Raw genomic sequence first — 24,346 nt, 5'->3', positions numbered from 1 at the left:
TTGTACTTTCCGTACTGCTCCAGGTACTTCTCATCGATCCCAGCCTTTGCCGCGATCTCCGTTACCGGAGCCATTGTGCACTCCTGTGCGATCTCGATGTCACTTTTGAATCCCATAATAAAAACTCTCCTTTCTCGCACGGACCTTCACGGTCCGCCTGTACATACGTTTTAAGTATCCGTTCATTCTCCAAAAACCGGATCTGTTATATATACAGTAGCGAACGCGGTATTGTAACGCAGGTGACTTTTCACCAAACAAAACCGTGACCCGGCACCCTTCGTTCACTTTCAACATTCCATCCAGTGACACTTAACGCACAATACCTACTCTACCCTATAACCATTGCTGCCGGACACGTTCCCGGCTTTATATGCTTTTGGCTAAAGTTTTCAGCGTGCCAATGGAGATATCCCCAACAGCCGCCATATCTTCCGCTTGAAAAGCGAAAGAAAAATTATCGGAGAATAAAATCTGAGCAGACGGGGGGAATTCCTCGTCACCCTCCCACAAAACAAACTGTAATCTTAAATCATCCAGGAATGCAAACTCATAGCCTGCGTCTCCTGCCGGAATCTTCTTTCCTCCCACAGACTCCATGACCCTGCAGAATTTGTCCATCTGAAATCCGAAAGTAAACGCCAGACGCTTCACACATCTTCCCTGAAAGACCTGATTATAATGATTTCCCCAGGGCATATCCGCATAGGCATAAAACGTTCCCTTAAAAGCTGCTTTCCGGCTCTCCAGGAGATACCGGATAATCAAAATCTTCGTTTCAATGTCCGTCAGAAGCGGCGCACAATCTGCTTCATTATCGAGACAGGCCACTTCAAAATCCGGATGATGGACTGTGTACATTTTATTCATCAAAGTCAACGTAAACAGCCCCGTCTCCTCTTCATAGGGAACGCCGCTCACAGAAGACAAAACAGACGCATCCGCCCCGGCAAACTTCTTCTTATATTGTTCAAAAGGAACCCTGTCTTTTTGATTTTTTTCATAAGGGATATTCATACAACCACCTGTGTCACAGACGGGAACAGAGAAGTATCCGTATGCGGGATAAAGCACGCCGCCACAAATTCATCCATGTATCCGGGAGTCGTGGATAATTCCATGTAAGTCATATTCTGAGCCAGTTCATAAACCTTCCGTTCCGCTTCGCCGGACAAAAGCATTGCGTACGCCCCCGAAAGGGATGAATTTCCAATGTAATGAAACTTATCCAGCGGGATATCCGGAAACATACCGATTCCCACCGCATTTTTCATATTGATCCCACTTCCGATGCCGCCGGCCACATATACGTCATCCACCATGGAAATATCAAAATCCAGAGAAGACAGCATCGTCAGGATGGCAGAAAAAATAGCACCTTTCGCCCGGATAAAATTATCAATATCCACTTCCGTGATCTCCACATCCTTAATCGAATCCGCATCTTCCTTGAAAGCCAGAACATAACTGCCCATTCCATATTTATCATGGCGGATACGGACGCCTTCACGGATAAATTTCCCCTTGGGACTTATCATGTTGCAGCGGAAAAGCTCACTGATAATATCAATGATTCCAGAACCGCAGATTCCCACTGCCTTCTGGCCGCTGTCTCCGATTATAGAAAAGCTGGGTTCCATGCTTGCCGGGTCAATGGTACAGGATTCAATCGCCCCGTCAGTGGCGCGCATCCCGCAGCTGATGTCTCCCCCCTCAAAAGCTGGTCCCGCAGAACAGGCGCAGCTCATAAGAAAATCCGAATTGCCAAATACAATCTCTCCATTTGTTCCCAGGTCGATAAACAGGGAAAACTCCGGCCTGTTCCAAATCTGGCTGACCAGTGTACCTGCCGTAATATCTCCGCCCACATAGCTTCCTGCATTCGGCGCTATGATAATATGGGCATCCGGATTGATATCAATATCCAAATCATTTGCAAATAAGGCATTCGTCTTAAAAAAAGCAGGGATATAGGGTTCCATCCGGAGAGGGTCTGCATTAATACCGGCAAACAGATGATTCATCGTCGTATTCGCCGCCACACACATTCGGTATATCTGGTTGGATTTCAGTCCACAGAATTCACACATGGTATGAATCAGGGGATTTATGGTTTCCTGAATGACGGCATCCTGAAGCTTTTTCTGACCGCCTTTTTTTCTTGATTCAATGATGCGGTTGATGACGTCAGCGCCAAAACGAATCTGACCATTTCCGGCCGTTGCCTTTGCCAGTATTTCACCGTTCAGCATGTCGATGATCAGTGCAGATACCGTAGTTGTGCCGATATCCACTACCAGGCCTCCTGCGCGGACCGTTTCGCCTATGTCATAGATGTCATAGACAAACACGTCCTTTGCTGTCCTTCTGATGACACACTGTACATGGAAACCGGCGTCTCTGAGTTTATCCGGCAATGTTTTCAGTACGGAATACGGAACCCTGACCTTTGATATGCCCGTGGCCGCTGCAACTGCGCGCTCCAGACGTTCCACGTCGGGCATAGTGTCATCCAGGCTGGGGACATCCATATCCACAGAAATGATCTCCAGGCTGTTTTTCAGAGTGATTCCAGACCTTTCCACGCGGCTTTTGACCTCAGCAAAGATTTTCAGTTCTTTATCGGAGCTTAAATCTGCCGCCTTCATCCGGCTTTTATATGCCGATGCAATATCCGGAACCAGAATCTCCACATCAGCAATTAATTTGCTGACACAGGCCAGTCTCCATCCATCCGCATACTCTTCGTCGGAAATATGGCGCGTCTTGGGAGAATCCAGCTGACCGCCCACCAGCTTCACCCGGCATTTTCCGCATGCGGCATTGCCGGAGCAGGGCGCATCGATAGCTACATTTGTTTTTCTCGCTACCTCAAGAAGGTTTTCACCGGAAGCAGCGAAGACAATAATATCTTCGCCGCTCTCAAACTTAAATATTACCTTATGCATCACATTCCACCCAAAGCTTTAAATTAAATCTCAAGGTAGGAATCTGCATACAGAGTTTCATTTCTGATGATATCACAGGACTTGATCGTTTCCATGAGCCTTAAATCATTGGGATTTACGATCGCAGAAGTCATACCCTTCATCATAGCCATGGCTACCATAGCGGAATCCATAATCGGACGGATGTGCTTAGGCATACCGTTGGAATTGTTGGACAGACCGCCTGTGGTCTTAAGACCCATATCGGTCAGATCGCCGATGAAATTCAATACATCCATCTGCTTGTCCTGCATGCCCTTGATAACCAGGAACAGCGGATCAAACCACATATCTTCATTGACATCCATGCCATGTTCCATACCTCTTTCCAGAAGCATCTGGCAGTATCCCATACGTTCATCATTGTCCGCTGCGATACCTTCCCCATTGCACAGAGCAATCACGATGGCGTCGTTTGCCGCGGCAAGGTCAATGTTCTCGATTCTTCCGGCAGCATCGGCAGAGTTTACGATGGGCTTGCCCTTTGCGCGGTTATATACAGAGATACCTGCCTCGATAGCCGCCTTATTGGAAGTATCCAGTGCAAGCGGAACGTTGTCAAAATTGCTCTGAAGAAGCTGTACTGCCCACTTCATCAAATCTTCGCCGTAGCCTTCTGCAGGCCCGATATTTACATCAAGGTATGTAGCGCCGGCCTCCAGCTGCTGTTTTGCCCTTGCCAGAATGGGTTCAGGGTCTCTTGCAAGAAATGCCTTATTTACTGCAGGGGCCGTAGTGGAAAGTCTCTCACCAATGGTAATGAATTTTGCCATTATTTCGTTCTCCTTTTCATGATTCAACAATTATTTATGCCTGGCCGTTGGCCTGCATATCCTTCAGGAATTTTACGAGCTGAACTGCCTCAGTAGGACCTACCACGATATTCCAGTCGGGAAGCTTTGCTTCCAGATCACCCTTCAGCACTGCCACCTTACCAGGAAGGACCAGAGTACGGTTCTTGATCTTGTTCTCAATATCAAACTCCTGAATGTATTTGGCAATGGAACCAGCGGAAAACTTACCCGCAGCCCAGGATGTCAGCACGGATAATCCGCCTGCATCGGAGATCAGCAGATTGCAGGGAACGCCGGAACGCTCCAGTTCGCCGGATACCAGGAAGTAAGTCAGTGCGAAGTCTACCGTAGTCAGGCAGATAGAATTTTCTTCAGCGCCGTTGATCGGATAAATACCGGGCTCGATTCTGGGCGCCTTCTGAGGATCAGTGAACAGGTTCTGTCTAAGACCATAAAGAGGAAGCGCCTGTGCATAAGTCATTTCCTCTACAATTACGATGGAACCATATTTCATTGTGAAAAGAGTTGCAAGGGCTGTCTGCATATGAGCATCGCCAGGAGCCAGCTTTGCCACATTGGCAATGGTCGGATAACCAGCTGTTCTGTCGGGATTTTTATCCAGGCAGGCACGGCGAAGCAGAACGGCGTTGGCAAATGCGTCCTTGACGGAAACAGAGCCAAGGTCGACAATCAGCTTCTTGTTTCCAAGCTTTTCGATGGCCGCAATCGTATCATAAATCTCATCAACGTTTGAGCCGGTAACGCCCAGGACTACATCAGCGCCGGTCGCCAGCTTATTCATTGCTTCATAGTTGGAAGCATCAGCACCGTTGAGTACGGGCTTTGTATCCTTTACTGCTTCCAGTGCCGCGGCGGCCGCCGCCTCGTCCTTTACATTGAGGATCAGCGCCCTGTTTGCAGCAGCAGCTTTCTTGGCAAGTTCAGCATAAGCATCTGCAGAGGCTCCATCTGTATGATCAACTGCGATAAATTCCACATACATTCTGTCGCCGATACGCTCGTAATCAATCTTTGCCATATCCGTAAGGATCTGGTCAACCTTGGCAGCGTCCATCGCTGTGGAAACGGTGGAAGCATATCTTGTCTTGTTTACGAATGTCTTCTCATGTCTGAAAAGAACGGTCTCGCCGCCCAGCTTGAAAGAAGCATCCGTGTCATTCTTATTATCAGCAAAAGGCTTCTTGCCGATCTCAATGGTCTTCATGGGCGGTGCGGAAGCTTCAGAAAGCTGTGCGATCGCATCTTCGCTCATATAAGGACACTTGTCAATGCCGACTGCACCCTGAGCTACCTTCATAGCAAATGCCATACAGGTAGGGGAGCCGCACTCCTTGCAGTTTTTTTTGGGCGTTAATTTAAAAATCTGAATACCAGTTAATGCCATTTTTTTCTCCTCCTGTCCTATACCAAAGCTTTGATCATTGAAGCTACTGCAGCGATCGACGTGGGATGTTTAAGGATAACCGCATCGGAACCGCAGGACAGGCATGCAACTGCTGTGGTAATCTCCATATCAATGGCACGCTCTACTACGGAACCCCATTCGGGAACATCCTCTTCAGAAGCGGACGCTTCCTTTACCGACCATGTTTCATCTGCTACAGGAGTAATGATGGGCATCAGCAGGGAATCGTCACTCTGACCAAGAGCAGCGCCCTTTACACGGTCGAGAGTAGAGATACAGTAATCGAAGCCATAGCCTGCTGCTGCGGAACCAACGTTCATAACAACCTTTCCGACATCTACGCCGAGCTGCTTGATCAGAACGTTGAGCTGTTTTGCAAGGTTGATATCTACGGCAGACTCAGCACCCAGAAGCTGGTCATACGCAAGACCTGCAGCGGCGCCGATATTCTTGTAGTTTTCTTCCTTTGCGGACATGAGAAGTACGTTTTTACCCTGGAGAGCCTCTGCCACCTTGGGAAGCAGCTGAGAATCCTTCTCCACGTTCTTGCAGCCTTCCACTACAAGAGGGAAATCAACTGCGTCGGCAACTGATTTGGCAGTCTCGACCAGCTCTTCAATAGACTTGTTCTCGCCATTGGGATCTCCGCCGATCAGTTTCAGTACCAGGAAATCTGCCCCCTCTACTGTGACTGCTTTCTTTGCCATGTCTACAACGGTTTCACATCCGGCATAGAATTCCTTCATACAGTCAGGCTCTTCTGCCAGACCCAGATCGGAAATCTCAATACCAATTTTTGCAGTATTGGTAGTCGGATTGTCAAATGTATAGAAGGGATATGTATTGCTCCCGCCTAAAGTTGTAGTTTTGTCGCCGGTGCCGAGTTCAACGCTGCGCACAGTAGCGCTGAATTTCTGTAATTTCTTGTTTAACGGCATTTCCTACTCGCCTCCTTAAAGTAATTGCTTTATTTTTCCAGCACGCCACAGGAAAACCCTCCCTATCAGGGTGTTCCTGCGCGGCTTGACAGCTTTAAATTAAACTCAGTCTATGCTCAAAAAATGCGCTTCCGCAGGAATCAGATGTCTGTTTGACAAACGCCTGATTCCCCCTTGCGGAAGTTACATCATCGGTTCCATTCCCAGTGCGGGATGTCCTTTTTCGGTCAGGAACTCCAGTAATGTTTCGGGATCCTCTGCGATAGTCTCGTCACCGACCATATCGGTAAAGTTATCGATTCCATACAGTTCTTTTGCAGTCGCATTCAGTCTCTCTGCTACCTGCTCCTTCAAATCCTTAGGCATCCATACGATTCTCTCAATGCCGCCTTCCGCTTTCATGAATTTCTTGGAAGCAATGAAATGTTTGCCGTGTCCCATGAAACCGGGAGTCTGAACACCACCGCCGGTCATGGAGGCCAGCTCAGGGAAAGTCATTCCAAGAGGAGTCATGCCTGCGTATTCACGGTTTGCAATGATTACACCATTGGAGAAAGGCTCAATGCCGCAGATACACTCAAAGCATCCGCAGGAAGTCATGGGCTTCTCCATGATAGAATAGAGGGATACATCCTCGAGAGCACCGTTGGAGAATTTCTTAACAGCCTCGTTTACATCCTCATACTCACCGATCCTCTCATCGATCACACGCTCTTTGGTGATGACCTGGCAGGGTCCAGTGGGCTCCAGCTCGTTGGTGGCCTTTGCATCCAGCCATGAAACGGCGCCGCAGAGTCCAAGACGCTCCGGAGTAACCACGCATACGTGGCTCGGAGAAAACGCCTGACAGAGGATACAGCTGTAATATACATCAACCGATTCGTCAGTCAGGGATTTCAGTCTGTCGTCACGCTTATTGAATGCAGGAATCGCCAGACTGTGGCGCAGCTCTGTAACCTTTTCTGCGTCCGTATAGATCTTTACCTGGCATTTGTCCACAACTGCGTCAAAATCATTCTTAATCTTTGCATACAGCACTTCTCCGATATGTTTTGCCCGGAAGCCTGCCTGGAAAGCCGTATCGCTGATACGAACGCGGATCATGTCACGCTGTCCGGTATGCATTACGCCTTCAATGCAGTTGATATAACTATGGAATTTACGCTCGAATACGGATTCAAAGTCAGACTGCATGCTCTTGCCGGCAACTTCTACGATATAGGCGATGCTGTGTTTGCTTCCAAACTCAAATTCATCAAAATCAGGCCCGATGACTTCAATTTTATGATCTTCAATCTCAGAAGCATCTTTCGTCTGAACCAGCTCAAAGCAGTCCACTCTGGAGCCATCGAACTCTACCTGCATGTTCTTTCTGCGGATGATCTCACCTTCAAAGGCAGATGCAAATGCCACAGGAATATTAATATCGGTAATCTTGATCTTGATATCGCGCGCTTCCAGGGAAGTTGCATTGAACTTAGACACGTCTTCCTGAACGATCAGGCTCTTCGGTACGCGGAAAATGTTCTCTGTCTCATTGGTGATGACCGGGAAGCCGAGAGCAATTGCGCCTGCACCGCATGCGACCACGACATCATCAAGAGGAGCGAAAGCATTGACAAATGCCGGTACACGCTCAAATGTATACTTCATAAGGGCTCCCGCATCTCCAGGTGCCACATTTCCGAAGATAAGGGCCGCACGGATGGCAACGGATACCACATGGATCACAGCCGTCACATCCTTGCCAAGAGGAATCACACGGACACCTGCGCCCATATTCACGCCCTTTTCTGCACATTGATCAATCACATCGCCTACCAGCGTCACCAGAATACCCTGCGCCTGATAGCTCTTTACAAGAGCAGCGGCATCATCGGCTGTCGGCGCTTTTCCGAGAATAACAGCCACGCCGGGGATATCTCCGGTTACCAGCGGCACGCCCAGCTCACGGATAACGGCATCAGCCAGATGGCCGTAGCAGGGCTCACTGTAGGGTTCCGCTCCATCAATATATTTCAGCACTTCAATGAACTCTGCGCATAAAGCGGTAGCAACGCCGGACATAAACGCGTCATTCAGTCTCTTCTCCCGGGTCATAAGGCTCTTAGCCACGCCCAAAGCATCCTTTAATTCCCCCAGATTGGTGACCTTTGTGCCTGTCACGCCGTAATAGCAGGGTAAGCTGTATGCGGTATTGGGGAAGGATACTTCCTTATCCGCTCCGTGTTTCTCGATCGCAGCGTTGATCGCGCCTTCTGTGAGGCCATACACTGCATCCGAACCATTAAATACTCTATCAAATAGTGTCACTGTTCTACCTCCTAACAATTTGCCTCTTCATCAATTTTTTCTTTGATCTTCTGAATCTCCGCCTTGACGGCAGGGCTGAAATCATATGGAGATTTACCCTGTCTGTCTGCGTCGATCACCTCAGAATTATAGTGGATGAAGCCCAAGAGGTCTTCGGCAGGAATCTTGCTCTTTATAAACTCCTCATCTTCCGCACCGCGTACCTTATTGGCCACGACCTTTACCTGTTTCACACCCAGGTCATCAGCCAGGCGCTTTACATTCCGGTAAGTCTGTACACTTCTTGCGCCGGGTTCGATCACTACGACGAACTGGTCCATCCCTTCTGTTGTTCCCCTGCCCAAATGCTCCAGGCCGGCTTCCATATCCAAGATCACCACATCATCGCTTCTGAGTACCAGATGGTTGATGATTCGTTTCAACATCACATGCTCCGGACACACACAGCCGCTGCCGCCTGTCTCCACAGTGCCCAATACCAGCAGCTTGACGCCGTTGCAGCTTTTTGCGTACAGTGCAGGGATATCATCCACCTTCGGATTTATCCGAAAAAACTTATTCGTCTCATCGGCACCGGTTCTTTCCTGGATGAGCTTTCGCATCTTTGTTATGGGAACGATACTGTCCAGTTCTTCATCGGAAAAGCCCAGCGCCAATCCCAGATTTGCATCCGGATCCACATCTGCGGCCAGTACATTCTTCCCTTCCTCAGCGTAAAGCCTTGCCAGTGTAGCTGCAAACGTAGTCTTTCCTACGCCGCCCTTTCCTGTCACAGCAATTTTCATGTCCTATTCACCTCTAGTTTTTATCATCGAAAGCCCTGCATCAAATGCCGATTGCAGCTCTCTTTTCTTCAATTCGGTCAATCATGGAATCAACCAGCTTATCAATATCTTTTTCTACCGTATAAGCTGCTTCGACCCACTCTCTGACACCATTTGTCAGAAGATCGGCAACCTCAGAAGATCCAGATACATAAGGGTCAACGCCTAAGAAGGTATCAATACCAGTAGCCACAACATAGTTACCGATCGATACGGCCTTTTCTGACATCCACTCGGGAGCACAGCCCACTACCGGCAGCTGAGAAATCTTAAGTCCGGAATCCTTAGCCAAAGTTGCAGCCAGAATCATCATACGGCTGATATCCACACAAGAGCCCATGTGAAGTACGGGAGGGATGTCTGCCAGCTCACACACTCTCTTTAAGCCGGCGCCGCAAAGATCTTTTGCCTGCTTATCCATAAGTCCCGCTTTCGCAGCAGCCTGCGCGGCACAGCCGGAAGCAATGACTACGATATCATTTGCGATCAGCTTTTTCATCAACTCAATATGAGCATGGTCAGGACGGATTTTAGGGTTATTGCAGCCTACCATGGCAACCGCACCTCGGATCACGCCGGAAGTGATGCATTCCAGGAGAGGCTTGGTAGTACCGGTCTCATCCACCTGAGAGTTCGTAACACCGTCCAGAACCTTTACGATTGCTTCTACAGAATAACCGACAGTAGCTTTCTGCTTCATATCGGGAATGTATACAAGATCCTTATTTCTGTTTACAAAGTTTTCGCAGGCAAGCTTAACAATCGACTTTGCATTCTCTCCTGCGTTCTCTGCATGGAACTCGATGAATTCAGAGTCAGGCATCTGAGCGATCGGAGATGTGGTGATGAATTTTGTATGGAAGCATTTGCTCAGCGGCCCGAGCGCCGGGAAAATACACTGAACGTCAACGACGATTGCTTCACATGCACCGGTCAGAACTACATTTTCCTGCTGAAGGAAGTTTCCGGCCATGGGAATCCCGCGACGCATCGCTACTTCATTGGAGGTACAGCAGACACCTGATACGGTAATGCCCTTTGCGCCAAAAGATTTTGCATATGCGATCATCTCAGGGTCATCAGCATATTCACAGATCATTTCTGACAGGCTCGGATCATGGCCATGTACGATAATATTTACATTTTCTGCGTTCATAACGCCCAAGTTCGCTTCTGTATCAACGGGCTTAGGTGTACCAAACAGGACATCCGAAAATTCCGTGCCGCACATGGAACCGCCCCAGCCATCTGCAAGACCTGCCCGCAGAGACTGACGAATCAGAGCTTCCGGCTTGGAGGAACATCCCATATGGCTCATATGTAAAGAAGTGGAAACTTCACGGTCGATCGCCCGGGGAGCGATTCCTTCTCTTTCCCAGATATCCTGGGTGGTCTGAGGAGCTCTCTTCAGCCATCTCTGATTGCCAAAAGGCTTGCCGTATTCCAGCAGAGCCAGCTCGGCCATCTCATGAGCCAGATCGTAGATATCTTTTCCTTCTGTTTCCACACCCCACTCTTTTGCGATCCTTTTCAGCTTCTCGGGGTCTTTTACTTTATAATTCCCGTCTTCTGCGGACAAATACAAAGTATGACAGATCTCACGTCCATGATCTGAGTGAGTAGCCGCTCCGCCGGCGGTAAATTTCAGGTAGTTACGCCCTACGATGCCGTGTACGTCACATCCGCAGATGCCCTTGGGCGCTTTGGGTGTAATGCGGCAGGGTCCCATGGCACAGATACGGCAGCAGACGCCGGTCTCACCAAATTTACAGTGAGGCGACTGGTTCTTCACCCTCATCTGCCAGGAATCAGCGCCAACCTTTGCGCCTGTTTCCAGGAGTCTGGCTGTAGCCGCCTCGAATTCATCAACGCTTGTTAACTTAAAGTCTCCCATTATTAACCTCCTTCAGTTTCAGTCCGCCCGATCCGGCGGGCCATTCAATTCTATTAAGAATGTAACAGTTTTTCCACTGCTTCAATCAAGGCCTTTCTCACAGGGGAATCCTGGGGCAGGTTCACTGCCGTGGGCTTCCCCTCACAGTCAAACTCATATACTGCTTCACTGTGGGGAACTACGCCTATCAAATTCAGACCCTGATTATCAATCTCCTCCCGGATACCTTCGTTCAGGCTGCCTTCCGGTGCCCTGTTCACGATAAGCCCCATTGCTCCGGGATTTAATTTGCATTCCTTCACCAGCTCCGCAATTCTGCCAACCGCCTGGATTCCTCTCCTGGAGCAGTCGCTTACCAGGATCACTGCATCCACATGTGGAAGGATTCCCCGGCTGATATGTTCCATACCAGCTTCATTGTCTACGACAATATATTCATATTGGCTGGAGAGTCTGGCAACTTGGGCCGTCAAAAGGCCATTTACGTAGCAGTAGCAGCCTGAGCCCTGGGTTCTACCCATCACCAGTAAATCATAGTCGTCTTCTTCAACCAGTGCGGAATTAAACCGGAACGCCGCGTAATCCTGCTTTGACATACCCGCCGGAATCGGACTGGGATCCATCATTTCCGCCCGGGCTATCTCCTCCCGGATATCCCCCAGAGTCGCTTCCACCTCCACGCCCAAAACCTCGTTCAGATTAGAATTGGCATCCGCATCCACGGCCAGAATCGGTCCTTTTTCTTTTTCGCACAAATATTGAATCAGCAGACCGCAAAGGGTTGTCTTGCCAACGCCGCCTTTGCCTGCTACCGCAATCGTATAGGCCATTTCAGTGCCCTCCTTCATGTCTCATGTTTATGTGATCAAACAATCGTACGCAGTCCTGAACGGTTGATGATTTCTGATACATCTTTCCATTTGTTAAGAGCATACATATGGATACCGTCAACGCCGCACGCACGATACTCATCCATCTGTCTGATCGTATACTCAATGCCGGCTTCCTTGAAGGCTGCTTTCTTTTCATCAACCGCGGCATCGAAAGGCTCTTTGTCAAACGGATTCGGGAAGATCCAGTTCTTTGAGATAATCTCGCAAAGCTTGCGGTCCATTACACAGGCATTGCGGGAAAGCGCCATATTAATGGTAGCGGCCATATCCAGGATCGGCATGATGCCTACATCCACAGGCATGGTTATGCCGGCCTTGCGAATCGCATCCAGCCAGCGCTTAAACTGTTCCATATCCCAGCAAAGCTGAGTCATGATATAATCGGCGCCATTATCCTGTTTCTGTTTCAGAACAGCGATATCGGCTTCCAGGCTGCGGCAGGAAATATGTCCTTCAGGAGAACCTGCAACAGCGATCTCAATCTTATCGCCGAATTCCTTCCGTGCAAAAGCTACCAGATCCGTAGCATAGGCGAAATCTCCGCCTGTTCCGGTCCATCCAAAGGGAAGGTCGCCGCGGAGCGCCAGCATGTTATTAACGCCGTGGTCCAGGTAGTCCTGCAGCTGTTCTTTGATGCCCTCACGGGTATTGCCGATACAAGTGAAATGAGTCACCGGCGTTGTTCCTGCTTTCTGAATCATCCCGCAGACATCCATATTCTTTCCTACGTTTGTTCCGCCGGCACCATAGGTTACGGAAATATAATCCGGTTTAAATTCACAGAGATGCTCAATGGTCCCCGGAAGATTCTCCATACCTTTGTCGGTCTTCGGCGGAAAAAGCTCGAAGGAAAAAGCTGTCCTCTCCTTCATGATCGCGGTTAACTGTTTCATAATACATACCTCCTAAGTATATTTCATTTTGTTTTGAACCCATTATTAATTATGTGATTTATTATGTAACATTCTTAAACTCAGTAAATACTGCCTCCTGATGCTTTATCCGAGGCAGTATTCCATTCACTCTAAAGACTTCAGTCGGTGCAGCGGACCTTTACAATGCTGCCTGCCAGGTCAACCTCTGTCAAAGCTCCCTTTATTTTCATTTCCTTGCCGATGATGTCATACATGGTGATCACATCTCCATCAATGAGGATCTTGCTGACGTTCTTAAGAAGGAGCGTCTCATCCTCTTCCGGCCGTTTACCATAAACTGCTGCAAGACACATTCCCCTTCACCTCCTACTTATCTGCTTTCAGTAAGGAAAGTGCCACTTCCAAGCGTACATTGCCGCTCTCGAATTCAGAAACACCCTTTTCAATCTGGTCTGCCGCTTCTCCTTTGCCCATGGAACGAAGCTTTTTCGCCATTTCATCCAATTCCATCGCATGATGCTTGTTATGCTGAAGCATATAGCTTACAAGCGCCAGAGTCTCATCCTCTGCCTCTGCACAACTGTCACAGGCACCGGCACATCCGTGGCTGTGGGCATGGCCGCACTCTTCGCCGTCATGGCCGTGAGTATGGTTTCCGCCGTGTTCATGATCGTGCTCATTTTCATGGCCTTCCTCATGAACATGTTCATGGGTGTGTTCAATCAAATGAGTGTGGGGATGCGCATGATGGCTGTGGACGATATTCCCGTTTTCATCCGTAATTACGTGCATTCCACAATCTCCTTTCTGTAATCATTTTCAAAAAAAATCATTGTGTTAAATTTTTAATTATTCTTAGTCATTATACCTTGTCTGGTAATATTAATCAAGGCTATTTCCTTTTTTTTGGGGTATTTTTGACAATGTTCACAAAAAAATACAAAATATGACCATCTCGATATATGGTATCTGTCATTATCTTCCACAACAGTATTTATATTTTTTTCCACTTCCGCAGGGACATGGATCATTTCTCCCCACTTTTTTTCCTTTCACAACTGTCGTGGAAGATTTCTGCTCTTTATAGAGCTCCTTCTGCCGCTCTTCTGTGAAAATATCATTCCATTGAGGAAGTCCATAAAGCCAGTCCGCCTTTGCCCCAACCATATTCTTATACAGGAGCTCTTTGTCAAACTCCAGGCTGACGGGGGTATCCTCTTCCATGCTGTCTATAGGATTGCTTTTATTCAGGCTGTCATTGATACCGTCCAGAAAACCGACCATGGTCATCAGATCCACATCATATTTCTCCGCCAGTTCTTTTACCGTGCCGGTCACGGCTTCCTCCGGAGCGGAAAGAAGCTTCTCATAAATTCCTTTTTCCAGGTTAAAATAATTCCCCCAGAAATAATTGTTCTGTTGTTCGCTCATCTGGCTCTCATAAGCCATTTTTCTCCATTGTTCTAAAAGTGTCATTCCCTGTACCATCCTTCTATTGATTAAAAATAATACTTCTCTAGTGTCCATTATACCCGAAGCGGACATGTTATGGCAATAGCAAATTCAGGATTCTATCTCTCCTTTCCAGCATTGTTGCTGCAAAAAAACAAGTGTGATATACTATAGTACAAAACACTTTCTGGAATCATTTTTAGTAAGCTCTGATCAAGCTTCAGTTCAGCACCGGCAAAAGTTCCGGACCGTCACGATTTCGGTTCGTTGGCGATGCAGGGGTCGCTTTATCTCCGCTCCGGCAGTACCGCTCACATGTCGACAGGAAATCTTTATGATTTCCCGTCTCCTGTTCGCTCAGAAACGGAATCGGTATTTCCGTTTCTGCCTCCCTCCTCCTGGAGAACACCGGCCGCTGCCCTGCGGCGCTCGCCTTTAGGCCGGCCCGGAATTCTTCTGCCGGTGCCCTTCCGCCGCACTGTACCGGACAAATTTCATTTCTTAGATTCCAGAAAAGGATTGGATATCCACACGGCCCGCGCGCCTTAGGGCAGCGCGCCGCGGTGAGCCGCCTCAATGGAATCGGACATCCTTCTGTTTCCTCGGGTTAATAAAAATAAGTTTGTTTGAAAGGAATTCAAAGGTATACGCAATAATCGATGTTTTCTAATATCATCAGGAAAGGAACTTCTTCCATGAACTTAAATACAGGCTTATCTATAGATCTTCATATGCATTCCACTTATTCTGACGGTTCTTTCACTCCGGAAGAGCTGGCTGCCCTTGCAAAGAAAAAAGAGCTGGCCGCCGTCTCCCTGACTGACCATGATACTGCCGCAGGGACACCAGAGATGTTGGAAGCCTGTGACCGTCTGGGCATCCAGGCAATCCCGGGAATCGAGCTGTCCTGTACCTGGCAGGGAAAAAGCGTTCATATCCTGGGATACGGAATGGATTGGCAGGCTCCTGGATTCCTGGAGCAGCTGGCATATTGGCAGACAGACCGGGAAAACCGGAATCAAAAAATCGTGAAAAAGCTTCAAAATGGGGGATTCGATATATCCATGGAAGCTCTTCACCGACATTTTAAGGGGGCCGTCCTCACCAGAGCCAACATAGCCGTATATCTGGCTGAAAAGGACCAAATTGCAGATAAAGATACTGCTTTTTCCAAGCTGATTGGAAAAGGCTGTCCCTATTATGTTTCAAGAAAGCCAGTAGCTCCGGAAGAAGCCATTTCATTTCTCCTGTCCTACGGAGGGATGCCGGTATTTGCTCATCCAATCTTATGTCATATGTGTGAAATGCAGTTGGATTCTTTTACCGGTCATCTGAAAGCTCTCGGCCTTCGTGGGATAGAGGGCTATTACTCCGGATATACTTCATCTGACGAGGCATCAATTGCCAGGATTGCTAAAAAACACGGTCTCTTTCTCACCGGCGGTTCCGACTTCCATGGCACCGCCAAGCCTTCTGTATCCCTGGGTACAGGTAAAGGAAACCTCCGCGTTCCGTACTCCTGCTTTTTAAATCTTGTCTCTTGAATACCGACGCATATTTTTTATACGAAATAAAAAGAGAGTCCGACGAAGGCAGTGAGCCATAAAGAAGTATGACTAGATTATTGACTTACGCCAAGCGAACGGGGAAACGAAAAAGCTCCATGTGATGAAAGCTCATCACATGGAGCTTTTTGCGTGCCAGCGTTCCCTCTTCTACTGTCATTTTCCAGCGTCCGCAGGACGCGCAGCCGCCCCCAATGGGGGCGTTTCCGGGGGGTTGGGGGATGCCCACCAGTAGAGTACGACCCTGTTTCAAAAGCCAGTGGACACACAGGCTTTGACCTATTAGCCCGACCTTTCCCCGTATGCCCGTCACCTGCCCGTATACAGCAGCACCGAAGCGGTGAAGGTGTCCAGGGTGTAGGTGAAATCCGCCATGCCACCGTACTTTACAGCCATTGCCCGGACGCTGGCGATACCCACGCCCTCGGCTTTGTTCCGGCCCGGCTTGCTGGACAAAAGCCGTTCGCCCTCCTGGTAGACCAGCCCGCCGTAGCCGTTCTCCATGCGGATCAAGACCTGTTCCTCCTGGGCCTGTACCCGTAAGCGGATAAATCGTTTGCCTTCTCCCGCGTCCAGCGCGGCGGCCACGGCGTTCTCCCACAGGTTGCCCAGGATGACCGCCAGATCGCTTCCCGCGACCCCCGGCTCCTTGGGCAGCAACGCGCTGATGGAAACCTCAACCCCCGCCTGCTTTGCCAGGGCCTCATAGCGGCGGCAGAGGGTGTCGGCCACAAAATTTTCGCACAGCGGCGGCTGGATGGCCTCCGCCATACTGCCCTCGTAATCCTCCAGATAGGCCAGGGCCTCCTTGACCTCTCCTTTTTCCAGCAGGCCCCGCAGCACCCGCACATGCTGCCTGCGGTCGTGACGGATGCGCTTCATTTCCTCGGCGTGACTCTCCAAATCCTCCACCCGCGCCCGCTGCAAATCGAGCTGGTGGGCGAGCTGGGCACGATTTTCTGCTTCCTTCGCCGCCTTTGCGCTGCTGGAAACGGCGGAGGCCATCTGCGAATAGGTCATAAATGCGCACACGCAGATGATGATGCGAAAGCCGTTTGCCAGGGTAAAATTGTTATTAACGGAGTAGAGGTTACTCTGCATGAAATATAAAAACACAAAAAACAGGGGGACGACCCACAACCGAACATATTGTTTTACATCAGCAGCCAGGAGCTTGGAATAAAGCCTCTGGCAAAAAACAGCCAATGGCAGCGTAATCAGCAGGCGGGGGATGCCGAAGCCCAGAATGTCGGCCCAGCAGAACGTCCCCTCCGCCAGCGCTGGAAAGAAAAGCCCGTATGTAAAGTAGGTCACAGCCTGGCAGAAATGAAGGGCCTGCACCGAGAGAAGCAGGACGAACACCAATCGCCCCCAATTCTCTTTGCTGGCCCACCGCAAAAGCAGCAGCCCTGCAGCGAGCCACAGCGGCAGCAGGGTGATGGTATAGTCCATCGTGAAAGGAAGCCTACCGTTTGCAAAGATTGCCGCGCCAAGGCTTGCCGCCGCGCCGAAAAGCGTCAGTGCCGCCGCAATACCACCCAGCACAGGCGTCCGCACCCGCAGGCAATCTTTGAGGACGTAGAGGCAGAAGACGATCGTCATCACAATGTCGATGCCCCATACGATATATTCCGAAATAATGGCCTCCATCCTCACCCCTCCATCCGCCTGAACACATAGGCCATGTACCTGCTTTTCAGAGCCGCGCGGCCATCCCGCGAGAGGGGGATTTCCCGCCCGTCCTTCATCAGAAAGCCGTCCTCGTTCAGCCGCTTCACAAAATCCATGTTGACGATAAAGTAGCGGTAGCACCGCAGGAACGGGTCGCCGCCCAAGGCTTCCTCCAACGCAGAAAGGGATTGGCTCACCACAATCTGGCCCTTGAGGGTGTGCAGCATGGTCTTGTGCCCATAAACCTCGATGTACTCGACGCCGGAAACGTCGATGTCCACCTCGTCCCGCCCGGCAGTGACCCGCACCCTTCGCGTGCCGGTGTTTATGCGGTCTTGCACCCGGCGCATGGCCTCGCAAAAAGCGTCCCAGCGCACCGGCTTTAGTAAATAATGGGCGGCCTCCACATCGAAGCCATCCGCATAGTGCTCCCGGCTGGTGGTAGTGAACACCAGCGCGCCGCGAAAACCTTTGCCCCGCAGGATGCGGGCCGCGTCCACCCCCAGCGCGCCGTCCATATAAATATCCAGAAACATCACGCCGGCGCTTCTGGCCTCCCGGCTTTGGAGCAGCGCCCCGGCGTTTTCAAACTCCAGCGTGGCGATGGGCAGGCGGTTTTCCTTTGCGTACCGGGCGCAGTATTCCAGCAGAATTTCCCGGTCAGCGGCCAGATCGTCACAGATCACAGCCAGCATAGTTATTCCTCCTTCCACAAGGCAAATCACAGAAATTCTCATTTGTCAAGACCATTATACCATGAAATCCGCCCGGTTTGCGGCAAAAACCTCCGGCTTAGGCTCTGTGGGAACGGCTTAGGCTTTTTCTATTGAATAAAGGGGATGAATTTGCGACAATCGAGGTGGACAAAAACACCGGAGCCAACGGCTCCGAAGCGGCAAACCGAGAAAAGCGCGCAAGGGGTATACCCCTTGTCTGTCCTACATTGTAGGACAGACAACAATCCCTATTGTATGGAAAAACGCCGGGCGGCGGCCCGAAAATCAAAGGAGGAAACACCATGAGAAAGACGAAAAAGCAAAACCGATGGCTGGCCCTGGCGCTGTGCCTGTGTATGCTGTCGAGCGTGTTCCCGCTCTCCGGCATAACCCACGCCGCGGGAACGGGCTGTAACCACACCCACGATGAAAACTGCGGCTATGTGGAGGCCGTGGAGGGAGCGCCCTGTACCTTTACGCATGAGCATGACGATGCCTGCGGGTATGTGGAGGCCGTGGAAGGCAAACCCTGCACCCACGTCCACGATGAAAACTGCGGCGGCTTGGGACAGGACAGCGGTCCCGCCGCCTGTACGTTGAACGAGGGCTGCAAGCTCCCTGCCGGGCATGAGGGCGATTGCGATGCTCCTATGGCGCTGGGGGCCTCCCCAAGTGGTAGCTCGCTCATTCAAGGTAAAGGTTATACCTTCAATCCCGAGGACGGCAAGCTGACCATCAGCACCGACAAGGGGTGCGAAAACTGGAAGAACGATGAGAGAATTCCCGAGCCTGCAAATAAAGCCGTAAAGTTATTGGAGATTCAAGAGGGAGTCACCAGCATTTCCAGTTATGCTTTCAATCAGTGCCTAAAGATTAAAAAAGTGGTGTTCCCGGAAAGTCTCACTGAAATTAGACGCAATGCATTTTCATATTGTACGGATCTGGAGGAGGTAGTCTTTTCGGAGGGTCTTCGGTCCATTGGGGACGAGGTATTTAACAGCTGCGGATACCTTCGAAGCGTGACTTTCCCACAGAGCCTGCAAAGCATTGGGAGCGAGGCGTTCACTTCCTGCATACGCCTTGCAACATTGACCTTTTTAGGGAATTCACCTCCTTCTTCCATCGCCAGTGACGCTTTTTATAAGGCTGCTCAAAACGGTACAATCTATTACCCTGAGGGAGCTGACGGAAATTACACCGAGACATGGAAAAGTGATATTGGGCGTGATAATTGGACTCTCTCCAGTCTGAACACGGTATTCGTTCCTATAAATGATATCACTCTATCATGCGCCGCCACCGTTTCAATCAATACAGATCTTGTCCTGACGGCGACGATTGATCCCGTCGAAGCCAGCTACCAGAGCATCGTGTGGAGCGTTCAGGATGCAAACGGAACCGGGGCGGAAATAACGGGCGGCAACGTGCTTCGAGCTACGACAGGCGGCGTGGTCACCGTTCTAGCGACCGTCAAAAACGGCGGGGAAATCACCGACGGCATGCCATGCAACTTCACAAAGGAATTCACCATCTTCGTGAAGGACCCCGACGCCACCTCCCTTACTGTGATCTTGGACGATGATGGCGGCGGTACGAGCCTGGAGGACAATCCCATGAAATCCGCCGTCGAGGCCGCTCTTGCCCACAGCGGCACGAACGAGTCGAAAATCACCGTCATCAAGCTCAGGGGCCGCGCCGGGTCGATTACAGGATGGAGCTGGAAATACCTGCTGAACCTGTTCGAGAGCAGCGGGTGGGCCGCGCAAACCCTTGATCTGTCGGGCATGGACAGCCTGACCAAGGTAGAGAACGAGATGGACGGCTACCGGGAAATTTCCAGGCTCACAGCCGTATGCTTCCCGGAGAGCATACAGACCATCGGGAAACGTGCGTTTTATAACTGCGGCAGCTTAAATGATCTCACCTTTTTGGGAGATACGCCGCCCGCGGTTGAAGCCGACGCCTTTCAGGGTATTTCGCCCACCGGCAAGGTTAATTTTCCAGGCGGAGCCGGCGCGGTTTATTCCGACAGCTGGAGACACAGCGTGGGTCTCTCCGGCTGGGCGCTTATCGACGCGATGGAGGCGAAGGAACAATACAACATTGTCAAAGGCCGCACCTATTATTTTGACCTGTCCGAGGTAGCCTTTCCCGGCGAGGTGCATGATAGTGACACCGGACATGGCGACGCTCTGCCGGACATATCCCTGCGCTACATGCCCTTCACCTATACCGGGACGGTGAGCGCTTACGTGCTTCCGGAGTCCATGGACAACATACAAAGCACGGCGGAGAATACGGCGCGGTACGTGTACGACCATAGCCTGTTTATCGCCGATTATACCCTGGTTATCAAAGAAAGTGGCGATGAGTGGCCGGTGAGCTGGAATATGTTAAAGGATGCGGGCCTGATTTTCGGAACCTCCTATGCAGACCGCGGAGTCGATTATACCATTCGGGCGCCCACGACGGGAGGCGATTCCATTCACGAGTATACAGATGAGGAGCGCGGCATCCCGGAAAACAACGAGTGGGACGCTATTCTGAATAAATGCGGGCAGTACTACAAGGACAATGTAAGCGGATATATCAAAAATTGGGCCTACCGCAGCGCGTGGGGACAGGACACAGGCGACTCGGGATCTATGTACGACAGCATTCGCTGGGCCCGGGGGTACAGCACCGCCCGCTATTCCGGTTTATCGAGTCCGGACAACCAGGTCGATACTTATAACTACCGTCCGGTTTTGGAAATACTGAACACGCAGGGCGCCGCCGATCTCAAGACAATGGCGCTGAACCTGAACGGCGGCAAGCTTCTCACCGACGCGGGGTATCAGGGGAAGCCCATCGAAGTCCTGAATTTCGTCTATGCCGGCGAAAGCTTTACCGCGCCCGATGGATCGGACTACGTCCGCCCGGCGGATGAAGCCGGGACCTACCTGCGGTGGATGGACGGCGATGGAAAGCTTTACGACCCCGGTGAGAGCGTCCCCTCTTCGGTGACCGAGCTTAAAGCAATATGGAATCCCCCGGTCAGCATTTCAAAGATAGACGGCGTAACGGTTCCGGTTCGCGGAGAGGCTCCGGTGACTGAGATTCTGGAAACAGAGCAATATACCGGTACGGTGGCGTGGTCACCCGACCCCGGCGCTGCCTTTGCCGGGGACACTGAATATACAGCCGTAATCACCCTGACCCCCAAAACAGGCTATTCGCTAAGGGATATCGTCGCCAACTTTTTCACTGTGGAAGGTGCCGTGGCCACCAATGACGCGGGCAGCGGCGTTGTCAGCGCGAAATTCATCCCCGCCTACAGCTTGACGGTGCAGGCAGGAGGCGGCGGCACCGTATCCGGCACCGCCAGCGGCAGCTATAAGCCGGGCACGTCCATCTCCGTCACCGCCACCGCCAGCAGCGGCTATAGCTTCTCCGGCTGGACAGCCAGCGGCGTAACCGTGGGCAATACGCAAACGGTCAGCTTTAATATGCCCGAGAGCCCCGTGACCCTCACCGCTAACTTCCGCTACACGGGCGGCAGCTCTGACCCTGGCCCCACCTATACCTGGCGCACTCTGACCGACAAGGCCACCGGCGTGCGGGTGAGCGGCCTGTTTACCGAGGGAGCGGCGCTGGAAGTCAAGGAAATGCTGCTGCATCCCACCGGCGCCTACTCGGTCTGCGACGACATCCGTGCCCGGCAGGACAAGGGCGATCTGATCGTGCTCTTTGACATCGGCCTCAAATCCGGCAAGTACAAGGGCGACTTGGAAGTGGAAATCCCGGTGGACGCCAAGTACAACGACCAAACAGCCATCATCCTGCACTGCAAGGATAACGTGCTGGAAAGCCGCACCGTCACCGTGAGCGGCGGTATCGCCAAAGGCACGTTCTCCAGCTTGTCCCTCTATGCGGTGGCAAAGGTGACTGCCAAAACCGTCATCATCGGCCTGCCGGAGAGCTATACCCTGCTGCAAGGCCAGAGCATAAGCTGGACGCCCGCCCCCGCGGGCGGCTCCTGGAGCTACGACACAGACCTGCTGGAAATGAAGAAGAATGGCGATACTTACACCTTTAAGGCGCTCAAAGTGGGCAAGGCCACCGCGACCTACACGGTGGACGGCGTGCCCCACACCGTAACCATCACCATCAATTCCTCCACCATCCCGCAGACGGGCGATACGAGCAGCCCCTGGCCCTGGGCGCTGCTGGCGACGGCGGCACTGCTGGGCTGCGCCGCGCTGGTGGGCAGAAAAGGCGGCTACAAAAAGCGGCATGGATAAGCGCGGAAAACACAAGCGGACAAAGTGCGCGTTCCGGCTGAAAACCCCTTTGTGGCTGGGCGCGCTGCTCCTGCTGGCGGGCTTTTCCGCCCTCACCGCCAACGAGCCGGAGGCTGTGGTGGTGGGTATGCCGCCCTCCTGGCCGGCCTTGGAGGATCCCCAGCAGAGCCAAGCCCCGCCTCTGCCGCGACCGGCCACACCCCAGCCGGAGGAAACAACCTAGCCGGAGCCGTCCCGCGTCCCCGTTCTGGAGGACGTGGGCGGCTACCCGGTCATGGCGAGGCTTGCCATCGAGGAAATCGGCCTGGAGCTGCGGTGCTGGCGGAACTCTCCGACAACGCCTTAAAAACCGCCCCCTTGCCTCTATGCGGGGCCGGGTTCGCCGGAGGACACGGGAAACATCGTCATTGTAGGCCACAACTACAAGAACGACTCCCACTTTGGTTGGCTGGACGAGCTGGAAACCGGCGCCGTCGTCCGGCTCACAGACAAGTATGGAGAGGCTTACGAATATGTAGTGTATGGCATCCAAATCATTGCTCCAGACGAAATTAACGTGCTGGAGGACTACGAAGGGGAACATGCCCTGGCGCTGATTACCTGTACCGCAAGCGGCAAAAACCGCCTGGTGGTGAAATGCAGGCTGACAAGCGCGTTAGGGTAATCCACCGAAAAGCAGAACGCCGTCATTCCCTTTCAAAAGGTGGATGGCGGCGTTTTGCTGTTTTCAGAATACTTAACTAAGAAAGCCATCGCGGTTTCATACTGCGGCGGCTTTGTTAATTTTTACAATAATCTTTTGCAAAAGGGGCGAATTAGGCCTGAATATGTACGGAATAGCAGAGAGAAATTTTTATGAAGCCCCGTCGTTTTCAACCAAAATGTACAGGTATATGGAGGGATAAATTTTTGCGGGAGGCAAGTGCGATTTTGCTTCATGGATAAGCCGATTTTTTCGGAAAGGGGTGCAACATTTCTCCTTAAAATGTACGGGTATATAGAGGGACATTTTTCTGTCCGCTTGGAAAGGAGGCAAGACATATCAAAGACAAAATCCCCATCATGACCTACCCGCAGTACCGCAGGACGCGGAAGCTGGTACACGAGTGCTGCAACTACGCGGGCGGTAACTGCATCGCTCTCGACGACGGCGAGGAATGTATCTGCGTCCAAAGCATTTCCTACTCCCTGCTGTGCAAGTGGTTTAAGGCCGCCGTCCTGCCGCTGGACAAGGGGCTGGAAACCGCCCTGCTGTTCCGTGATGAGTTGAAACGCTGCATCATCTGCGGCCAGCCCTTCCTTCCCGGCTCCAACCGTGCGAAATACTGCAAGGTTTGCGCGACGGGGGTCCACCGCAGACAGAAGGCGCAGAGCGAGCGGAAAAGACGGCTCAATCGTGGACAGTTAGAGGCAAAAAAGTCCTGACTTTACAGGCGTTTTCAGCATCCCTCGACGGGCAGGAGGCATAAATCCCTTGTACCCCGCCCAAGCACCCCTCTAACTGTCCACATGCGTTTCCCTAAACGGGATTTTCCCGAACAGGCTCACAGGAATGGACTGGGCAGAAGAAACAACAGATAACATTACCTAAACCGGGTTTTCCAATATTGGGTTTTCAGAACGCGGAAAAGCCGACGCTCTGGGCGCTCCATTTCATGGCTTTCAGCGCATGGCAAACCCGACGTCTGACAGCCTTGATTTAGACGGTAATGAAA

Annotated in this window: 20 protein-coding genes, 1 pseudogene and 1 riboswitch; of the genes and pseudogenes, 4 read left to right on the top strand and 17 right to left on the bottom strand. The window is 51.3% G+C overall.

The window, feature by feature from the left end:
• From LQE92_RS08805 to LQE92_RS08735, 15 genes are all read right to left on the bottom strand, one after another.
• On the bottom strand, positions 1-116 hold a 116-nt coding region (locus LQE92_RS08805), incomplete at its 3' end, for a formate--tetrahydrofolate ligase (protein WP_231062612.1).
• Between the two features lie 99 nt (positions 117-215).
• Positions 216-336: riboswitch (THF riboswitch) on the bottom strand.
• A 33-nt stretch (positions 337-369) separates the two neighbouring features.
• The gene (locus LQE92_RS08800; protein ID WP_231062594.1) at positions 370-1,017 is read right to left on the bottom strand and encodes a DUF3786 domain-containing protein; all 648 of its coding nucleotides are present in this window, start codon (positions 1,015-1,017) and stop codon (positions 370-372) included.
• Positions 1,014-2,948 carry a corrinoid activation/regeneration protein AcsV gene (gene acsV / locus LQE92_RS08795; protein WP_231062593.1) on the bottom strand — a complete coding sequence of 645 codons (1,935 nt, stop codon included), beginning with the start codon at positions 2,946-2,948 and terminating at the stop codon, positions 1,014-1,016. Before acsV ends, LQE92_RS08800 begins: the two co-directional genes overlap by 4 nt.
• Before the next feature lie 23 nt (positions 2,949-2,971).
• The gene (gene acsE / locus LQE92_RS08790) at positions 2,972-3,760 is read right to left on the bottom strand and encodes a carbon monoxide dehydrogenase/acetyl-CoA synthase methytransferase subunit (protein ID WP_231062592.1); all 789 of its coding nucleotides are present in this window, start codon (positions 3,758-3,760) and stop codon (positions 2,972-2,974) included.
• Between the two features lie 34 nt (positions 3,761-3,794).
• A complete protein-coding gene (acsC, locus tag LQE92_RS08785; protein ID WP_231062591.1) occupies positions 3,795-5,186 on the bottom strand; it encodes an acetyl-CoA decarbonylase/synthase complex subunit gamma in 1,392 nt (463 codons plus the stop codon).
• 17 nt (positions 5,187-5,203) lie between these two features.
• Positions 5,204-6,145 carry an acetyl-CoA decarbonylase/synthase complex subunit delta gene (gene acsD / locus LQE92_RS08780; RefSeq protein WP_231062590.1) on the bottom strand — a complete coding sequence of 314 codons (942 nt, stop codon included), beginning with the start codon at positions 6,143-6,145 and terminating at the stop codon, positions 5,204-5,206.
• A 183-nt stretch (positions 6,146-6,328) separates the two neighbouring features.
• Complete coding sequence (acsB, locus tag LQE92_RS08775; protein ID WP_231062589.1) at positions 6,329-8,458, bottom strand: acetyl-CoA decarbonylase/synthase complex subunit alpha/beta; 2,130 nt, start codon at positions 8,456-8,458, stop codon at positions 6,329-6,331.
• A gap of 11 nt (positions 8,459-8,469) precedes the next feature.
• Complete coding sequence (locus LQE92_RS08770) at positions 8,470-9,243, bottom strand: ATP-binding protein (RefSeq protein ID WP_231062588.1); 774 nt, start codon at positions 9,241-9,243, stop codon at positions 8,470-8,472.
• Positions 9,244-9,283: 40 nt separating this feature from the next.
• Positions 9,284-11,176 carry an anaerobic carbon-monoxide dehydrogenase catalytic subunit gene (gene cooS / locus LQE92_RS08765; protein ID WP_231062587.1) on the bottom strand — a complete coding sequence of 631 codons (1,893 nt, stop codon included), beginning with the start codon at positions 11,174-11,176 and terminating at the stop codon, positions 9,284-9,286.
• Between the two features lie 53 nt (positions 11,177-11,229).
• The gene (locus LQE92_RS08760) at positions 11,230-12,006 is read right to left on the bottom strand and encodes an ATP-binding protein (protein ID WP_231062586.1); all 777 of its coding nucleotides are present in this window, start codon (positions 12,004-12,006) and stop codon (positions 11,230-11,232) included.
• Between the two features lie 35 nt (positions 12,007-12,041).
• Positions 12,042-12,962 carry a methylenetetrahydrofolate reductase gene (locus tag LQE92_RS08755; protein WP_231062585.1) on the bottom strand — a complete coding sequence of 307 codons (921 nt, stop codon included), beginning with the start codon at positions 12,960-12,962 and terminating at the stop codon, positions 12,042-12,044.
• Positions 12,963-13,102: 140 nt separating this feature from the next.
• Entirely contained in the window at positions 13,103-13,297 is a 195-nt protein-coding gene (locus tag LQE92_RS08750) for a CooT family nickel-binding protein (RefSeq protein WP_147596395.1), read from the bottom strand.
• 13 nt (positions 13,298-13,310) lie between these two features.
• Positions 13,311-13,736, bottom strand: a complete 426-nt coding sequence (locus LQE92_RS08745; protein ID WP_231062584.1) for a cobalt transporter — start codon at positions 13,734-13,736, stop codon at positions 13,311-13,313.
• 183 nt (positions 13,737-13,919) lie between these two features.
• On the bottom strand, positions 13,920-14,420 hold the full coding sequence (locus LQE92_RS08740) for an SEC-C metal-binding domain-containing protein (protein WP_231062583.1): 501 nt from the start codon (positions 14,418-14,420) through the stop codon (positions 13,920-13,922).
• 196 nt (positions 14,421-14,616) lie between these two features.
• A complete protein-coding gene (locus LQE92_RS08735) occupies positions 14,617-14,973 on the bottom strand; it encodes a hypothetical protein (RefSeq protein WP_231062582.1) in 357 nt (118 codons plus the stop codon).
• Between the two features lie 118 nt (positions 14,974-15,091).
• Here LQE92_RS08735 and LQE92_RS08730 point away from each other — a divergent pair, with 118 nt between their 5' ends.
• Positions 15,092-15,940, top strand: a complete 849-nt coding sequence (locus LQE92_RS08730; RefSeq protein ID WP_231062581.1) for a PHP domain-containing protein — start codon at positions 15,092-15,094, stop codon at positions 15,938-15,940.
• 330 nt (positions 15,941-16,270) lie between these two features.
• Here the strand turns inward: LQE92_RS08730 and LQE92_RS08725 are convergent, their stop codons facing one another.
• Both LQE92_RS08725 and LQE92_RS08720 read right to left on the bottom strand, forming a co-directional pair.
• Positions 16,271-17,611, bottom strand: coding sequence for a sensor histidine kinase (locus LQE92_RS08725; protein ID WP_231062580.1), 1,341 nt, complete (start codon positions 17,609-17,611; stop codon positions 16,271-16,273).
• Between the two features lie 2 nt (positions 17,612-17,613).
• Positions 17,614-18,327, bottom strand: coding sequence for a LytR/AlgR family response regulator transcription factor (locus tag LQE92_RS08720; protein WP_231062579.1), 714 nt, complete (start codon positions 18,325-18,327; stop codon positions 17,614-17,616).
• 323 nt (positions 18,328-18,650) lie between these two features.
• On the opposite strand from LQE92_RS08720, the gene LQE92_RS08715 reads away from it, so the two are divergent.
• The 3 genes and pseudogenes from LQE92_RS08715 to LQE92_RS08705 all read left to right on the top strand — a co-directional run bounded on the left by LQE92_RS08715 (position 18,651) and on the right by LQE92_RS08705 (position 24,056).
• Complete coding sequence (locus LQE92_RS08715; protein ID WP_231062578.1) at positions 18,651-22,631, top strand: leucine-rich repeat protein; 3,981 nt, start codon at positions 18,651-18,653, stop codon at positions 22,629-22,631.
• Positions 22,632-23,001: 370 nt separating this feature from the next.
• Positions 23,002-23,295 (top strand): annotated as a pseudogene (locus tag LQE92_RS08710) (sortase); the annotation flags it as partial.
• Between the two features lie 398 nt (positions 23,296-23,693).
• Positions 23,694-24,056, top strand: coding sequence for a cysteine-rich VLP domain-containing protein (locus LQE92_RS08705; protein WP_231062577.1), 363 nt, complete (start codon positions 23,694-23,696; stop codon positions 24,054-24,056).
• Positions 24,057-24,346: the final 290 nt, after the last annotated feature.

The organism is Lientehia hominis (genome assembly GCF_021044755.1).
GTDB lineage: Bacteria > Bacillota > Clostridia > Lachnospirales > Lachnospiraceae > Lientehia > Lientehia hominis.
This window is presented reverse-complemented; position numbering and strand designations above follow the sequence as displayed.

Excerpts from the sequence above, each read along its gene's own strand:
- LQE92_RS08750 (WP_147596395.1), bottom strand. The coding sequence starts at position 13,297 with ATGTGTCTTGCAGCAGTTTATGGTAAACGGCCGGAAGAGGATGAGACG.
- LQE92_RS08720 (WP_231062579.1), bottom strand. The coding sequence starts at position 18,327 with ATGCTGGCTGTGATCTGTGACGATCTGGCCGCTGACCGGGAAATTCTG.
- acsE (WP_231062592.1), bottom strand. The coding sequence starts at position 3,760 with ATGGCAAAATTCATTACCATTGGTGAGAGACTTTCCACTACGGCCCCT.
- LQE92_RS08705 (WP_231062577.1), top strand. The coding sequence starts at position 23,694 with ATGACCTACCCGCAGTACCGCAGGACGCGGAAGCTGGTACACGAGTGC.
- LQE92_RS08745 (WP_231062584.1), bottom strand. The coding sequence starts at position 13,736 with ATGCACGTAATTACGGATGAAAACGGGAATATCGTCCACAGCCATCAT.
- acsV (WP_231062593.1), bottom strand. The coding sequence starts at position 2,948 with ATGCATAAGGTAATATTTAAGTTTGAGAGCGGCGAAGATATTATTGTC.
- LQE92_RS08740 (WP_231062583.1), bottom strand. The coding sequence starts at position 14,420 with ATGACACTTTTAGAACAATGGAGAAAAATGGCTTATGAGAGCCAGATG.
- LQE92_RS08800 (WP_231062594.1), bottom strand. The coding sequence starts at position 1,017 with ATGAATATCCCTTATGAAAAAAATCAAAAAGACAGGGTTCCTTTTGAA.
- LQE92_RS08755 (WP_231062585.1), bottom strand. The coding sequence starts at position 12,962 with ATGAAACAGTTAACCGCGATCATGAAGGAGAGGACAGCTTTTTCCTTC.
- acsC (WP_231062591.1), bottom strand. The coding sequence starts at position 5,186 with ATGGCATTAACTGGTATTCAGATTTTTAAATTAACGCCCAAAAAAAAC.
- LQE92_RS08715 (WP_231062578.1), top strand. The coding sequence starts at position 18,651 with ATGAGAAAGACGAAAAAGCAAAACCGATGGCTGGCCCTGGCGCTGTGC.
- LQE92_RS08725 (WP_231062580.1), bottom strand. The coding sequence starts at position 17,611 with ATGGAGGCCATTATTTCGGAATATATCGTATGGGGCATCGACATTGTG.
- LQE92_RS08770 (WP_231062588.1), bottom strand. The coding sequence starts at position 9,243 with ATGAAAATTGCTGTGACAGGAAAGGGCGGCGTAGGAAAGACTACGTTT.
- LQE92_RS08730 (WP_231062581.1), top strand. The coding sequence starts at position 15,092 with ATGAACTTAAATACAGGCTTATCTATAGATCTTCATATGCATTCCACT.
- LQE92_RS08760 (WP_231062586.1), bottom strand. The coding sequence starts at position 12,006 with ATGGCCTATACGATTGCGGTAGCAGGCAAAGGCGGCGTTGGCAAGACA.
- cooS (WP_231062587.1), bottom strand. The coding sequence starts at position 11,176 with ATGGGAGACTTTAAGTTAACAAGCGTTGATGAATTCGAGGCGGCTACA.
- acsD (WP_231062590.1), bottom strand. The coding sequence starts at position 6,145 with ATGCCGTTAAACAAGAAATTACAGAAATTCAGCGCTACTGTGCGCAGC.